At 47.5% G+C, this 15,519-nt stretch carries 14 protein-coding genes; 9 read left to right on the forward strand and 5 right to left on the reverse strand.

From position 1 onward, the window contains the following. Positions 1-149 precede the first annotated feature (149 nt). The 3 genes from B9N89_RS16905 to B9N89_RS16915 all read left to right on the forward strand — a co-directional run bounded on the left by B9N89_RS16905 (position 150) and on the right by B9N89_RS16915 (position 3,355). Positions 150-887 (forward strand): glycoside hydrolase family 16 protein, encoded by a 738-nt coding sequence (locus tag B9N89_RS16905; RefSeq protein WP_132321006.1) that lies wholly within the window; start codon positions 150-152, stop codon positions 885-887. 381 nt (positions 888-1,268) lie between these two features. Then, the gene (locus tag B9N89_RS16910) at positions 1,269-2,246 is read left to right on the forward strand and encodes a hypothetical protein (protein ID WP_132321008.1); all 978 of its coding nucleotides are present in this window, start codon (positions 1,269-1,271) and stop codon (positions 2,244-2,246) included. After that, positions 2,246-3,355, forward strand: coding sequence for a CotH kinase family protein (locus tag B9N89_RS16915; RefSeq protein WP_132321010.1), 1,110 nt, complete (start codon positions 2,246-2,248; stop codon positions 3,353-3,355). The genes B9N89_RS16910 and B9N89_RS16915 overlap by 1 nt, the downstream gene beginning before the upstream one ends. A gap of 78 nt (positions 3,356-3,433) precedes the next feature. Here the strand turns inward: B9N89_RS16915 and B9N89_RS16920 are convergent, their stop codons facing one another. Continuing rightward, a complete protein-coding gene (locus tag B9N89_RS16920; RefSeq protein ID WP_132321012.1) occupies positions 3,434-4,948 on the reverse strand; it encodes a glycoside hydrolase family protein in 1,515 nt (504 codons plus the stop codon). Between the two features lie 106 nt (positions 4,949-5,054). Then, the gene (locus tag B9N89_RS16925; RefSeq protein ID WP_132321014.1) at positions 5,055-5,990 is read right to left on the reverse strand and encodes a glycosyl hydrolase family 17 protein; all 936 of its coding nucleotides are present in this window, start codon (positions 5,988-5,990) and stop codon (positions 5,055-5,057) included. Between the two features lie 341 nt (positions 5,991-6,331). Between B9N89_RS16925 and B9N89_RS16930 the strand changes: the two genes are divergently transcribed. Beyond that, entirely contained in the window at positions 6,332-7,336 is a 1,005-nt protein-coding gene (locus B9N89_RS16930; protein ID WP_132321016.1) for a PA14 domain-containing protein, read from the forward strand. Positions 7,337-7,387: 51 nt separating this feature from the next. Here B9N89_RS16930 and B9N89_RS16935 read toward each other — a convergent pair whose 3' ends face one another. Both B9N89_RS16935 and B9N89_RS16940 read right to left on the reverse strand, forming a co-directional pair. Beyond that, positions 7,388-9,577, reverse strand: a complete 2,190-nt coding sequence (locus B9N89_RS16935; protein ID WP_132321018.1) for a xanthine dehydrogenase family protein molybdopterin-binding subunit — start codon at positions 9,575-9,577, stop codon at positions 7,388-7,390. Continuing rightward, positions 9,574-10,050 (reverse strand): (2Fe-2S)-binding protein, encoded by a 477-nt coding sequence (locus B9N89_RS16940; protein ID WP_132321020.1) that lies wholly within the window; start codon positions 10,048-10,050, stop codon positions 9,574-9,576. The genes B9N89_RS16935 and B9N89_RS16940 overlap by 4 nt, the downstream gene beginning before the upstream one ends. A gap of 293 nt (positions 10,051-10,343) precedes the next feature. Here B9N89_RS16940 and B9N89_RS16945 point away from each other — a divergent pair, with 293 nt between their 5' ends. After that, complete coding sequence (locus B9N89_RS16945; protein ID WP_132321022.1) at positions 10,344-11,972, forward strand: XdhC family protein; 1,629 nt, start codon at positions 10,344-10,346, stop codon at positions 11,970-11,972. Positions 11,973-12,040: 68 nt separating this feature from the next. Here the strand turns inward: B9N89_RS16945 and B9N89_RS16950 are convergent, their stop codons facing one another. After that, positions 12,041-12,385, reverse strand: a complete 345-nt coding sequence (locus tag B9N89_RS16950) for a hypothetical protein (RefSeq protein ID WP_200820736.1) — start codon at positions 12,383-12,385, stop codon at positions 12,041-12,043. Between the two features lie 423 nt (positions 12,386-12,808). Between B9N89_RS16950 and B9N89_RS16955 the strand changes: the two genes are divergently transcribed. The 4 genes from B9N89_RS16955 to B9N89_RS16970 are packed head-to-tail and all read left to right on the forward strand — an operon-like array spanning position 12,809 to position 15,472. Continuing rightward, complete coding sequence (locus B9N89_RS16955) at positions 12,809-13,033, forward strand: hypothetical protein (protein WP_132321024.1); 225 nt, start codon at positions 12,809-12,811, stop codon at positions 13,031-13,033. Between the two features lie 10 nt (positions 13,034-13,043). Then, complete coding sequence (locus B9N89_RS16960; RefSeq protein ID WP_132321026.1) at positions 13,044-14,336, forward strand: GTP-binding protein; 1,293 nt, start codon at positions 13,044-13,046, stop codon at positions 14,334-14,336. A 25-nt stretch (positions 14,337-14,361) separates the two neighbouring features. After that, positions 14,362-14,607, forward strand: coding sequence for a hypothetical protein (locus tag B9N89_RS16965; protein WP_200820737.1), 246 nt, complete (start codon positions 14,362-14,364; stop codon positions 14,605-14,607). A 31-nt stretch (positions 14,608-14,638) separates the two neighbouring features. Then, on the forward strand, positions 14,639-15,472 hold the full coding sequence (locus B9N89_RS16970) for a metallophosphoesterase family protein (RefSeq protein ID WP_132321028.1): 834 nt from the start codon (positions 14,639-14,641) through the stop codon (positions 15,470-15,472). The last annotated feature ends 47 nt before the right edge of the window (positions 15,473-15,519 follow it).

Consider the following 15,519-nt stretch of genomic DNA (forward strand, 5'->3'; position numbering starts at 1 on the left):
ATAGTCACGGGCCTAGACTTTGATTTTCTGAAAGGTTCCTCCTGAGCACTGAGCGGCCATAATTTTTAGTGATCGAGAAGATCTCATCATGAATGTAAATTAGCTCCTGCCTAGACATCGTCTAACTATATTTATGAGTGGGAGTTACAATGAGATTTCGATATTTTTTAAGCTTGGCAGCATGCGTCGTATGCTCAAGCACCTTTGCAAAGCCCTATGTCAGTGGCGAAATTGTCAGCCAGGAGAGTTATAAATATGGCCGCTATGAAGCCCGTATGAAAGCTGGATGGGGGAGTGGAACAATTACCGCGTTTTTCCTTATGAAGGACGGCTCATGGTTACCAGGTACAGAATGGCAAGAGCTTGATTTTGAAATTTTTGGCAAAGGTGATGGCACACGGTTCCAAAGCCAGATCATGACCCCTGGTGACCCTAGGACCCAAAACAACGAATATCACAGAAGTGAGACCACCCTGGACGAAAATTATCACGTCTACACCATCGACTGGGCTCCTGATTATCTTGCCTTCTACCTTGATGGGCAACTGATGCGCTATGAAACAGATACAGAAACCTATAACAAGTTCTTCGATGCCAACCGGGTAGAACCGATGCAACTTCGCCTAACTTACTGGGCTGGTGATTCTGCCTGGTCAGGGCGACTAGATACGAGTAGCTTACCAAGTTATGTAGAGGTGGATTGGATTAAACGCTATCGCTGGGACAACGGCGAGTTCGTTCTGGATTGGGTGGATGAGTTTGATTCGTTTGACTACAGCCGCTGGACAAAAGCTGCATGGACCTTTGAATATGCAGTGAATGACTTTACCCCTGAAAGCACCTTTACTCTAGACAGCAAGCTCTTCCTTCGGCTGGCTCCCCGCTAGGACTATGATTGTGGAGCTTTCACCATACTCCACAGGCAATTTCCAAACATCGCAAGGCTACGGATCGCTACTTACTTGGTAGCGATCAAAATATTTTTGGTCTAATTGGATTTGCTTCAACAGATTCTCAGCTACAATGATAACCCTGCATGATACGTAGATATTCTTGAACGTCAATCAGAGTCGCAGCACCTTTGTGGCAGAAGACGTTTAATGCATTGCCTTCATGCGCTAGAGTGGTATACTGCTTCTCTTGCTGCAAAGCGGCAAACCTCACTTTACGGGCACTTAGTCCTAGAACCCCTGGACTGGTGCAATAAACAAGGCATTTAGGAGTCGCACCATGCCCAGTGTTTACTGGAGCATGTGAAGGAAGTTATTATGGAAAGTATCTGCAAATTTCTGATCGTATCGATAGCTCTAAGCTTCCAATATCTCCCACACCTTAAGGCAGCCGAGATTGACGTTGAAGCTGACCTCAGGCTGGGTGCTGACTATCGTCATATCAAGAAAAGTGGCCAGCTATTTTTCGATACTGAACTTAAATTCAAGTCCGAGCGAATCCACGGTGTAAGAGCGGTTATCGAGGCCCAGGCAGAATCTGACGAACGAGAGTTCGAGGCCACCGAAACCTATCTCAATTACAAGGTTAGTGAAACGGACCGAATCTACCTTGGCTACCGAAAATCGCGGCTAGGAATTGAATCCTATACCCCATCTAAAGACCGTTTTTTCTCTAAACGAAGCATACTCAGTGACAAAATTGAAGAGTTGGCCTACGTCTCGCTCCAGCCTCAAATAGCCTGGCGCAAGGAACAAAACGGACAACGACTACGGCTAGCCATTGGGCTACCATCCTCGTTGGATTACAACCTCCAGCTTGGCCTCGTCCAGCAATGGGGTTCATGGGCTCTTGGGGCTTGGTCGATCATTCAAAGAGATCGTCAAAACTACGAAGAAGAGGCAATCAACGGAGCGATGAGCATCAATCTCAATTACACCTCCGAAGCCCATAAGCTCGAATTAGAACTCATCGCAGGTATCGACCCTTTGGCGACGGAACTCAGATCCGTTAGCAGTGATGGTGAGGTTGTCTTCGGCGGGGCTCGCCTCGAATATCAGCGACTGATCAAGGGCACAGCCTGGGCATGGAGCAGTCGCTTGGCTGGTCTCGCAAATGATCGGTTTAATAGCGCTGATCGCACATACTCAATGGGTGCAGGGTTGTCTTGGACTCAAAGTAAGATGCTTTCCTACTATCTCACTGGAGACCTTATCGGGAGCGTTAACCCATTGGATCGTGACGACATATCTTATCTAAACAGTCGTGCGATTTTGGAAGCGAGGGTACGATTCTAATGAAGCATCTCGGATTCATTCTTACCTTATTTATATTTTCGGCTTGCGGCGACGACGACGAGCTGAAAAACTATGGTTTACCAGTCATCAATTTAGTGATCGAAGCTGATGAGCGCTCCAAGATGGAATCAGCTCTCACAGAAAAGATTCAAGCGTCAGCGGCCCTACAGATCGAAGGGCAATGGAAAGAGATAAAAGTATCGTACTCCGGTAAATCAAGCCTATTTCACCCTAAAAGAAGTTATAAGGTACAAATTGCAGATGGAACGGAGTATCAAGGCTTAGATCGATTCAGGCTGAGTGCTCAAGGTAGCGACAAAAGCGGTTTGCGCTCCTTAATTGGCTTCGAGGTTTTTCGCGAGCAGGGCTTGATAGCACCGCGCCAGTTCCCAATTGCGCTCTACTTAAACCAGCGTTTTCAAGGCCTCTATCATGTGATCGAAGAGGTCGATGAAGAGTTCTTTGGAACGCGAGGAGTGACAGCAGAGCAAGTTTATAAGGCGCGCTACGGACGTTTAGGCCATGCCAATTTCGAACTTAAAAACCTCAACGACCTCTCACTAGGGTTCAAAGTTGTGCTGGGGGAAAAGCGTTACGATCCATTAGAAGAGATGATTGCAGTTATTCAAGAACCAACCATTCAGCTCAATGCCATTGATGAAGTACTTGATCGAGTGAACTATTTGAACTATCTGGCTTCGGCCGCGTTTCTGAATCATTGGGATGGTTACAATAATAATTTTTTCGTCTACTGGGACCGCACTAAGCTTCGATTCGCGCCGTGGGACCTTGATCATATTGGAGAGCCATCAAGCTATTATGACCAAGCCTACCGCGGCAAAAATGATTTAAGCAAGGCTCTTCTTAGCTTTTCTGAAGCCGAAGAGCAGTTTCTTCAAATACTCTTGGAGATGACATCTGATCAGCGCAAACAGAAGATAAGAGACCGAATTTTATTCTATGGCGACCAAGTTCGGACTGCCTATGAACAAGATCCTTATCTTAGCAACTATGACTTTGATTCCGAGCTACAGATCTTGCTCGATTCTTTAGACCGGTGGCAAGCAGCGATTCGTCAGGACATCGAATCAAATTCCGCCACGCTTTAAAAGACAATGGACTCTCGGCAGAGCTACCACCTCCTACTTGAGAGCCGCTCCTTTCCCCCGAGTTGGACGTTCGGAAGATCACGCTACATGACTATTTCTATTCATCTGCGTTTCGAAGCTCTCTAGTTCGCCAGTTATATGGGGCGCCCCTATCATTGTGCCTTGCTGCATAATGTAGACATTTCGCTCACCTCGATTACGCACTTGGCGATACCAGCGGGAATTCTTCATCTCGGTAGCTGCTTTGGAGTAATTGTAATCATTAACCGCCTTAATCATGTTCTTGAATTTCAGCAGCCGTGTCTTGCCTAGATTAAACCTCATGTCGAGCAAGACAATTTTTCTTACATCGGTTAACAGATGAAATTTCGGGAATATTTCCCTAGCGTCCGCTAAGCAGGCATCACAGTGAACCCGAAAGATAGATGAGATCTGCTCCTCAGTTAGCTCAACTGTTCCCGCTAGGATAGCTTCTAGGGAAACTCCAAAGCCACGGATCAGTTCTTGGTTTTCTAGTACCTCAAGGTTACAGCCTATTCCGATAGTGGGAATACCTAGAGAATCCTTGTAGACTTTAGTTCGATAGCCCTCGCCAAGCTTGATAAAGCTTTCTAGCCACCCCTGAAACGGATCGGATTCATCCTCTTCGATTGGTGGGCAGGTAACCGTAACCGCAGGATTGGGTTGATGACTGACCGTCATATAAGGTTGAGGAGAACGATTTCTGACAGGGATTCGGTCCTGCATTTTGGACGTGACGGAATCGTTACCAGACTCATTTCTTTGTAGCGATTGAAAACGCGAGAAGTTCGAAGGGAAAACGGTATCGATGAGTGTATCAAGGAAGCTCACCACACGATCGAGAATCTTGTAGACCAAAGCCGCAGAGAATCCCCCAGCTATTGCTAATAAAGGCCGACCGATACCATTAAATGTTTTGTTTAAGTTTGGCGGGCCAATCATGGAAGCACCAAGATGCTCAAAATCTTCAACTGGTGCCAGCATACCAAGTAAGGTTCCTGATACGATTCCCAGAATGATACGTAGCCAGTAGGAATTGCCATAAATCGGATCGAATGTTCCCTTCTCTAAATACCGATTAGCTTTAAATAATGCAGCAAATGACGCTCCAATCCCGGCAGCGAAAATCAAAAATAATTCGTTAAGTAGTAAGTTGACACCACTATTTTCAAAAAGTGAGTAGTTGCTAGGACTACCATTTACGTCGGGGGAAAGACTTATAGCAATGAATCCGGCCAAGCAAATCATGGAGAAACACATGATTTTTCGAATGAGTGGAATCGAACCTAGAACAGAAAGCATGGAGAAGGATTGATGACCTTGAAGAATCTGGATAAATCTGGGTGTTGCAGGTGCTACTAATTCGGAAAGGTAGTTATGCATCTCCGTGAGGAATTTCACCTCCTCGGGGGTCATGACACCACGGCTAAGATGGGCCGCTCCAATCGCCTCCAACTGGGCAACTGAGCTAGCCTCCATCTGCTTTCCAGAAATCATTGCATAGCGTGCCATTAACTGGCAATCCTGTAACATCGCTTCCGCTAGGCAAGAAGATTTTGCTGGTTCGCTCATAAAGAACACCTATCTCTAGTTGGGCATACGATGCCTCAGATAGATCGGTCGATGCGAGGGAATCCATCGCAAAAAATGCGAATCTTACACCAAAATAAGCCTTGTTTTATGAGGCAAGATTCTCAATCACGTCGACAACCGGCTTTGGACTTCTATCTGAGCGAAATAAGCCCCAGTGTGCTCCCACATCACCCTCATCTCCCGCTTTCCATAATTCATCAAACGCACTGAAGAAAAATACTTTGATCTCATCCTTTTCGGGGTGATCGTAGATTAGCTGAAACAAATCTGCTGTGAACCGTGATTGATTTTCTTCAGAAGGGATTGAAAGCTTAATTGCACTACCCTGACTCGCCCATCCAGTTTCACCGATGAGTACAGCTTTGTCAGGAAATCGATTTCGTAAACCCGTCCAAGTGTCTAAAACTCGCTTGGCTGCCTGCTCAATGGGACGCCCCTCCCACATGGGATGAACGTGAAACGTGATTTGATCCACTGCAGCGGCGAGGGCTTCAGTCCAGTTAAAGTAGATGATTGCTGAACTAACCGGAACACCGGTACCCGCCAGCTGCTGCTTTGCATAGTTAATGAATTGTAGCAGCCGGTCTTCACTCAGATCCCCTCGATAAAGTACCTCGCTACCGATGATGGCACTCGCCAAGACTCCAGAGGATGCGTACGACTTGACGAATGTTATCAGGTTTCTCATTTCCTGATAATTTTGCCAGCTCCAAGGCTCATCGTCGTCTTCAGGGACGAGCCATGCACTGACATGAAGGCGCAGGCCAAGCTTCTGGCACAATTTCGCGATGACTTCCGTATTACGTCCCATGCCATAAACTCGAAGCTCAGTGGTTATATTTTTCAGAAGGAGCAGATCTTCTTCAATCTGATCTTCACTAGGACCAGGGCCACCCGGTCTTTGACCATCGCGATAGGGCGAGTAGTTGACAACTGGAACCTTGGCCAGTGAAAGCTCGCTGAGCACAAATACCAGTGAGATTAAAACAGCGATGCAACGACTAAAGGAAAACGATTTCATGGGAGACTCCCGGCTAGAATCTAAAAGATGGCAGCACTCTTAGCGAGTCTTCTTGATCAAGGCAAAGCCTTCGAACCAGATGTGACTTATTTGAAACCAAAGCGAAATCTTACCTAAAGAATAGCTTCGCAAATTCTTACTACAAAAACGTGATCTAGATGCGGCATAATTGATAATTATCCGCAATTATCACTTTAATTACCTATGTTTAAATATTCACTTAAATGTGAGCCCAAAACAACCGAAAGGTATATTAATAGTGAGCTTTTTTGCGTGTGAAAGGGGCCTCCGGGAGCCACTTCTGGGGCCTTGTTCTCGCAAGAAATGATTAGAGGCGGACCATGAAATTGCTCAAAGATCTCCGAAGCCCTGGTGGCTCGGCAGATGGCTATTCAACCTTCGCTATGTTTTTCTTCATCAGTAGCTTCACCGCGCTGAGCCAAGGTCTCATTTTCCACGACTCCCTCAACGGCTTTTTGAAATTTCATCTGGCAAAAATTCAGCGAACAGATCAGGAACAATCCCATCTATCTGGATTTAGCATCTTAAAGAGTTTGATGAAAACATCGTTAGTGATAGAAGGTCAAGCGTTCACAAGCTATGCTGGCAGCAATGGCTATATTGAAGACGGCAAGTTTTATCTCACTCAAGTAACCCCCGCTGTAAATGGCTCAAATTACTTTGATGATATCTTTCTTAGTGTGAAAGATGCGGAGGATGGTAAGAAAGTTATTACTGAGTTTGAGGTGCTCAAAACAGATGGTATCGAACACACTGTCAAAGCTCGCACGATTCTAAACAATCGAAAAACCAGCAGTGATATTGCCCTTGTCATTGCAGAAAAAGAAAGTGTCTTTGGTTCAGAGGACCCTAATCCGAACTCAGGGCTTGCAGGCTATGTTTACCGCTTACCGGAAGGCATCCAACAGCTTCCTAACCTCGACCTATTAACTCCAATAAGTACGATCTATACTGAAAAGATCGATGTGCCTGTGATGCGATATGAGACTGGTTTTCCTGGCGTCCCTGATCTCTTTGAATGGTTTGCAATCTCATATCGCGGCCGAATCATGCTCCCTAAAAGCGGAACCTACGAGTTTAGACTAGCCTCAGACGATGGTTCAAAACTTTTCATTGATAGCGATTTGGTAGTGAACAACGACAGTACTCAAGAAGTGACAGTTGCCGATGGTCAGGCTGATTTTACCAGTGGGATCAAAAATCTGCGACTCGACTATTTCCAAGGCCCACGGTGGGAGGTCGCCCTCCAGCTATACTGGAAAAAGCCTGGGGACGACCACTTTGAAATTGTGCCTGAAAATGCATTGCGACTTTACAAGAAATAATAAAGGGGCCACCTCCGGACCCCTTCTAACATAATTTTTTACAGTATTAGGCTAGGCATTCATGTGCTTTGAGACTGGTAGTTCGGTGATCAAGTCCCCAGTTAATTCACGAATCGCGGCGATGACTGCAGGGACAACCGGAGGAGTGCCTGGCTCGCCAACACCTTCTGGTGGGAAGTTGTTTTCAACGAGGTCGACATTGATCTTCGGCGAGCGATCGATGCGCATCACAGGATAATCATGGTAGTTGTTTTGCACAACAGCTCCATTTTTAACCTGAATATCCCCATACAGAGCTGCCGATAGACCAAATACAGCCGCTCCTTGAAACTGGGAAACCACCGCTTCTGGATGCACCACTTGTCCTACATCAGCCACCATATCAACCTGCTTCACCCGAACGCCAGAGCTGTCTTTTTCCACTTCTACAACGACAGCGACATAACTTTGAAAGCTATAATGGCTCGCGAACCCGAGCTTCGCACCCTTCTTCTTGCGACTCGCCCAGTTTGAAACGTCACGACAACGCTCAATCACCGCTCGGAGTCTGCCCGTGTCCTGATGCCCCAACTTACGAGACTTGCCGATGAGCTGGAGACGGTAGTCAATTGGGTCTTTATCAACCTTACGAGCTAACTCATCAACAAAGCCATTGATCGCCGTCGCATGGAATACATTGCAAACGGCGCGGAGCCACGCAACCCGTACCGGAGCGTCGACCATACCGTGCCTGACAGTTGCAACACCTGCTCGGTAAGGCATATTTGTAGCTCCCATTCCCAGTTCAAACTCGTGAGGCTTCTCAACACCAGCCTGGAACACGGTCATGACCGTTGGAAACACCGTATCATGATTCCACGATAGCAAGTTGCCATCCTTGTCCAAGTCAGCTGACAGCTTTTGCCAAGAAGCTGCGTGATAGAAACCGTGTTTGATTTCATCTTCGCGGCTCCAAACCACCTTCACAGGCTTTTTCAGCTTCTGCGCAAGAGAAACAGCTTCCAGGCCAAAGTCTGGTTGAGATTTGCGGCCGAAGCCACCACCCAAGAAAGTAACGTGAACGGTTACCTTCTCTTCAGGAATTTTTAGGTACCCAGCGGCGCTTGCCCTTAAACGCTGAGGATCTTGAATCGGTGCCCAAATCTCCATACCACCGTCCTTGGTGGGCGCAGCAGTTGCCACGAGAGGTTCCATAGGCGCATGCACAAGGAACGGAGCTGAAAACTCTTGACTTACGGTATAGGCTGGTTTGGCAGAAGGCTTCTTCCCTTCAGTCTGAGCGACTTTAAGCTTCGAGGGCTCTCCAGCTTTTTTGAGTTTCTTCATGTAAGCTTCGGTGTCCAACTTCCCATAAGGACCATCTTGCCACTGAACCTTAACCTTACTCGCTCCCTGCATGGCCGCCCAGCTATTGCTGGCGATGACTGCCACAGCCGCATTGGTGTTGATGGGTTGCGGAATTGCATCGAGAGTAACCACATCCATTACGCCGGTCTGTTTCTTAGCGTCTTTAGCATCGAAAGACTTGATGCTGCCACCAATGGTGGGGCTACGATTAAGAGCTGCGTACACCATTCCGGGGCGTTCCACATCCATACCGTAAGTTGCCTGACCGGTTGACAAAGCCTTACGGTCGACCGATAAGCTTTTCTTGCCGATAAGCTTGTAGTCCTTTGGCTTCTTTAGTTCGACGTCCTTTGGTACAGGTAATTTCGCTGCCACAAGGGCTAGCTCCTGATAGCTCAAGGACTTACCTGAAGACTTGTGATAGACCTTGCCCTCTTTCGCATAACATTCAGAGGCCTTCACTTTCCAAGTTTGAGCCGCTGCGGTTTCAAGCATGGTCCGTGCTGTAGCGCCAAAAGTTCTGAGACGATCCCAGTTGAAACGGATACTGCGGCTACCGTCTGTATTTTGGTCGCCGTATTTCTTATCACCCGTTGCCTGAATGATTTTAACATCATCGAGGTTGACTTCTAGTTCCTCGGCAATCAGCATCGGAATTCCGTTACGAATCCCTTGCCCCATCTCTGACCGGTGACAAACAATCTCGATCGGCCCCTTGCTAGGTACGGACAGAAAAACGTTCGGACTAAACTCTTTATTGGGATCAGCAGCAGCCATCGCCGCCATAATCTTGGTTGCTGTACCTTCTGCCTGAGTCGTCAAGACGAATCCAGCAACTCCAGCGCTAGTTTGTACGAAACCGCGACGGCTCATATTTTTAATGACTAAGCTCATGATTTTGCCTCCTCTTGCACCTGGCCGCTCGCCTTCAGAATACCCTTGCGAATTCGGGGATAGGTTCCACAGCGACAAATGTTGCCAGCCATGGCTGCGTCGATATCGGAATCCTTTGGTTTTTTATTTGTCTCTAGCAAGGCAGCGGCGCTCATCAGCTGCCCAGATTGACAATACCCGCACTGAGGCACGCTAAGTTCCTGCCAAGCCTGCTGCAAGGGGTGATCGCCATCTTTGCTCAATCCCTCGATCGTTGTGATCGATGCCCCTTTTGCGGCCGCAACAGGAGTCGAGCAAGAGCGAATCGCTGATCCGTTTAGATGAATGGTGCAAGCCCCGCACAAGCCTTTACCACATCCAAACTTTGTGCCCTTCATATCGAGCAAGTCACGGATAACCCAAAGCAGAGGCATCTCATCGGGAGCCTCCACCTCGTAGTTCTTGTTGTTAATGAAAAGTTTGTGTCGAGTCATAGTCTTCTATCTCTCAAGTAAAATTTTCGAGACCCTGATAGTAAAAGCTTTTGACGCTTTAGACAAAAAAAATAACGGAACGCTACATTTGATGACACCTGCGAACCCAAGCAATACCAAGGCAGTCAGCGGCTTCGGCAAGATTGCAGTTTGGTTACACCAGCTGTAGACCTCAATTTGTTGCGGCCAACTTGAACTAGCTTTAGAGGATTTTCTAAGCTGCATTGACAATATTTCGCAAGCTGTGGAAAGTTAAGGCCGTCGGAGTGATATAAACTTAGTGAGGTTGCGACGTGATCGAACAACAGGAGCGCTTGAATTTCCTTGAGACTCAACGAGATATGCAGGATGGGATTATAGTTGTCTCGTTATTTTCAACAGCAGGCTCCACTTATCAGAAGGCTGGCGCTCGGTTACTTGTAGCACTCGATGGCACCACATGCGGATTGATTAGTGGTGGTTGCCTGGAACCTGAAATTGCCAAGCAAGGCTTAAACGCCTGGGACTTGGGACAAATTCTCGAATGGGAGGTGGACACCACCGACGACGCAGACCAATTTTTTGGCTACGGGCTGGGATGCAAGGGCGTCCTAACCATGGTGTTCGAGCCAGTACGGTTTAAGGATCAAGCTCACTTCGACCGCATACTAGAGCTTCTCAGGCCACCAAGCGAGGAACGCAAGATCATACACGCCTTCGATCGTAAGGAGGGCATGCTCTTTCGCGCCACTCAGAGAGAGCATCTTTGGGACTGCGAGCCGGGCTTCCCTGAGCATCTGATTGAAGGTGCGGGAAGCGAGCGATTCCTAGTACTGCGAGAAGAGCAGGATCCAGTCCCAACCGTTAGCATTTTCGGCGCCGGAACTGACGCCGTCCCCTTGGCCCGCCTAAGTGCTCAAATGGGCTGGACAACTAAGGTCTACGACCGGAGCTCTGAAAAGATCGCACGTCAAAAGTGGCCAGATCGGGTAGAAACCTACGCGCTCCCCACCAAGGAAGCCCTTGCCCGAGTTTCCAACGGGCCACATCAATTTGTCGTTGCTATGACCCACAACTTTGAATCCGATAGCGCTGTCCTGGATGCCATTGCTTACAAAGATCAGATTCCGTACCTTGGATTGCTTGGCCCAGCACACCGCCGAGAGGCACTGTTTAAGCAGACTTCGGCTAGCAAGTCTGAATTGATGAGTAAACTTGCTGGCCGGCTATTCTCTCCCATAGGCCTCAAAACAGGGGGGCGGCAACCAAGCGAAATCGCCCTCAGCATTGTTTCAGAAATCCAAGCGGTACATCGACGAACAGGACTAGCGAAAAAACGAAGGCATCAAAAGGTTTCAGTGGTGGTTTTGGCGGCTGGAGCCAGTCGTCGTTTGGATGGACCACGCAAGCAGTTGGTCCAATTTGAGAATCAGAGCCTATTGAAAAAGGCTATCACCCAAGCTCATAAAGTTGCCAATGCTGGAGTTTTTGTAGTTTTGGGTGCCCATACCGAAGTGATTGCAAAGGAGACTAGTCCTAACGAAACCCTAGTCTATAACCCTCGCTGGGAAACTGGGATCTCCAGCTCTATCAAAGCGGGTTTTAACGCTGCGATTCCTAACCCAAACAATAGCCCTGAGCACTCGGTGTTATTCTGCTTGGTAGACCAACCACTGATCGATGAAGGGCACCTCACAAACATTATCCGCAGAGCTCAGGAAAACCAGGATTTGGTGGCAGCTAGTGAATACGAAAACACGGTCGGTGTTCCGGCTATCATCGCAGCAGAACTAGCAGGTGAGATTGAAGATATTAAGGGTGACCAAGGTTGCAAGGCACTGATCAAAAGCCAAAGCCAGGTGAGTTTAGTTCCGTCTGCGGAGCTGGCCTTCGATATCGATACACCGCAAGATCTAGAGGCTCTGGCTCGTTTAGAGTTATAGTGGAGATTCACCAGCTCTAGTGCCAGCCGCCCCTTTGCGGGCGCGGCCCTCGCCTGATAGATCAGATCTTAAGAGTGGGTCTCATGAACATGCGATCCATGAACGTGATGCCAATGTCCATCATGATCAAACTCCAAGCGACCATGCTTCACGCGAGTTTTGTGGCCACAGCCGGTACCGTGAATGTGCTTGTGATCTTTGTGAAGCTTAATCTCCGCTTCGTGAACATGACTGCCATGGCTGTGATGATCGTGACCATCATGCTCATAGTCAATATGGTCTCCATGGACCTCAGCGACGTGTCCACAATCGGGACCGTGTTTGTGGGAATGATTTGCGTGAGACTTATGGTGCTCTGCCGCCAAGAGCCCCGTGGAAGTAAGATATAGACCAATAACGATTGATAATCTCATAACGTAATCCCTTCTGGTGGTGATTCTTATTCTTGAATCATCACCTCCAAACCCGCTTGAGGCAAGGAACTTCGGAGCCCCAAAGGCAGCTATTCCCGTACTCTTCAGAACATGTTGCAAAAATTCTCAATAGAAAAAATTGAAAACGCGATCATCTAGAATCTCATTGGCAAATAATGAGTTTTCCCTTGAACTGGTCTGACACAGCTTCTTAATTGCCATCAATTGCATTAATATCATCCGATTAATTTATGTTAATTCGTCTCAAATTGGAGCCCTCGAACGAAATTTCAAACCAGGGTTATCAACTAATTAATTTCCCTCAAAGGCCAGATTTCGAAACAATCTAATTGCAAATATTTGCATTTGAAACTAGATCGTGGCAAGATTCAAGCATCGAACTCGAATACAGAGGTTTAACGAATGACCAACACATCTCTCATTCCAGACAGCTTCCAATCTTGGCGAGAGTGCATCGAAGTCAGATGCCAAGTGCCGTTAACTAAAGAATACTGTGAAAAGCGTATCGTAGAGCTTAAAAATGCTAAAGAGTTCAATACTAAGAAATTCATTGAGTGCTATGGCGCAGAACATCACAGGCGCGTTCTCTCGTGGTTCGAACAAGGTCTGAAAGGACTTAGTTCCTAAGGAGGACACCATGGACACAAAGGAAACATCACATAACACCTTCGAGAAGCTCCCCGTGACCGTTCTATCTGGCTTTTTGGGGTCAGGTAAAACGACACTCATGAAGCACATCTTAAGCAATCAAACTGAACTCAAGGTCGCCCTAATCGTAAACAATATGAGCAGTATAAATATTGATGCAGCGCTCCTTGAGGAGCGAGGACTCAGCTTTCAAAGAGTTGAGGAGCGTCTAGTAGAGCTTTCAAACGGCTGCATTTGCTGCACTCTACGAGATGACTTACTGTCAGAAGTGGAGGCTTTAGCCAAGGCCCAAAAATACGACTACCTGCTGATTGAATCTACAGGGATTTCAGAGCCAATGCCCGTCGCAGAGACCTTTGAGTTTCGTACAGAGGAAGGTCACTCGCTTTCAGATTATGCGGAACTAGATACCATGGTCACAGTAGTTGACGCAGCGAACTTCTTAACCCATTTCAAAAGCGGAGATCGACTAGCAGATCGCGACATGGCACTGGACGACGGTGATACCCGCAACCTGTCAAGTCTTTTGACTGACCAAGTTGAGTTTGCTGATGTCATCATACTCAACAAGATTGATCTTATCGAAGAATCCGAACTAAGCCATCTCGAAGCTATTCTCTCACAGCTTAATCAAAAAGCTAGTATTTGCAGGACGGAGTTCTCACAGGTCGAGCTGGACAAAGTCTTGGGGACAAAGAGGTTTAATTTCGAAGAAGCGCGGCTTGCGCCGGGTTGGCTCAAGGTGCTCCAAGGGGAAGAAGTTTCTGAAAGTGAAGAGTTCGGAATCAGCCACCTAGCCTACGAATCTCGTAAACCGTTCCACCCCGAACGATTTGCAGACTTGCTATCGGACACTGACTTTATGGACAAGCTCTTGCGCGCAAAAGGCTACTTCTGGATTGCGTCTCAGCCGGCGATTAGCATCATTCTATCTCTCGCGGGTACAATCTTGAATTGTGAGCGGGGTGGCATCTGGTGGGCAGCAGTTCCCCCTGAAAAACGCCCCCCTGAATCCAATCAAGAGTTTTACAGCTGGCTTCAAAAGGTCTGGGACGATACGTTTGGCGATCGTCGAACGCGACTAGTTTTCATCGGACAAGACCTTAATAAGGACCACATCCGCAATTGCTTAGACCAAGCGCTGCTAACAGAGAAAGAGATCAATACGCCACAGTCTTGGAAGAGTTTCGAGGATCCCTTCCCTCCCTGGGAGAAAATGCAAGAGTTGACAGATCACTTCGAAATAGCAGCAAAGGCAGAGAAGCAGCAGCAGGCTCAATGAGAGAATCATAGTCGCCTTATACTATATGGGTAATCACGTTATGGAAAATCACCCTAGTTCTTCGATTCGAGCAGGAGCTAGAAGTCAGCTAATTAAGACAGTGTCTCTCGATTGGCTAGGGCAAACTTTGGCCAGCATTTGCTGGATTTGCAGTATGTTCGCCTATGGAATTGATTCAACTGGCGATTGGCTCCAAGTGATGGCTGCCAGTGCTTGGTTTCTTGCCAATGTGGTAACTCTTTTGTCACAAAGGCAACTTCCCCACGAATAAGCTGGTCTTTTTGCAGCACACCGGAGGCCACATGGAACGAAATATCGAGGCCAAGGGCAAACTGGCGATTATGTCCTGCACTCACGGCAACCTGCCTGCTCTTAAAGCCGTTGTGGATGATATATCAAAGCGGGGCATCAAGATGATCGTTCATCTTGGTGATAGTGTAGGATACGGCCCGGAACCAGAAGAAGCAGTAGAGTTCCTCAATGAGCGACAGATCCGCTCCATCCAAGGCTGCTGGGATAAAAACATCGCAGCAGAAGAGTCTGATTGTGGCTGCAACTTTGTGAATGAAGAAGAGGCCATTCGTGGTCGCGAACTATTTAAGTGGACTTTGGACAGGACCTCCCTATCAACTAAACTCTATCTTGGTGACCTACCTACAAGCATACGCCTCAAGGCACCTTGTGGAAATTTGCTCTTTGTTCATGGCAGTCCTCGATCTCCTAACGAATATCTTAGCAAGGACCTCGACCCCGTGGTTCTTTTAGAACGAACTCACACCGCGAATTGCGATTTCCTGATTTGCGGTCACACGCACATTCCTTTTATTCACAAAGTATCAGGCATGGTAACTGTGGAAGAAGGCCACCCCTTCAAGGACGAAACTCGAATTGCCTATGCCCACATCAAGCCAAAGTTCGTGTTGAACGTAGGTAGTGTTGGTGAACCATTGCATGGACCAGAAGCAACCTATATCATCATGGACCTCGGCACGGGTCGTGGTGAGATTATACACATTCCCTATGATGTAGACGATACGATAAGACGCATGAAGAGGGCCGACGTTCCCGCCTATGTGATCGAGCGATTTCAAAACTCTGAAGATATCACACAAAAAGACAGATCTTGCCTATGTTAGGGATGAAACCTTCTCGGCCTTTAAACCGAAAAGTCACCCCTCTGAGA

The organism is Pseudobacteriovorax antillogorgiicola (assembly GCF_900177345.1).
GTDB lineage: Bacteria > Bdellovibrionota_B > Oligoflexia > Oligoflexales > Oligoflexaceae > Pseudobacteriovorax > Pseudobacteriovorax antillogorgiicola.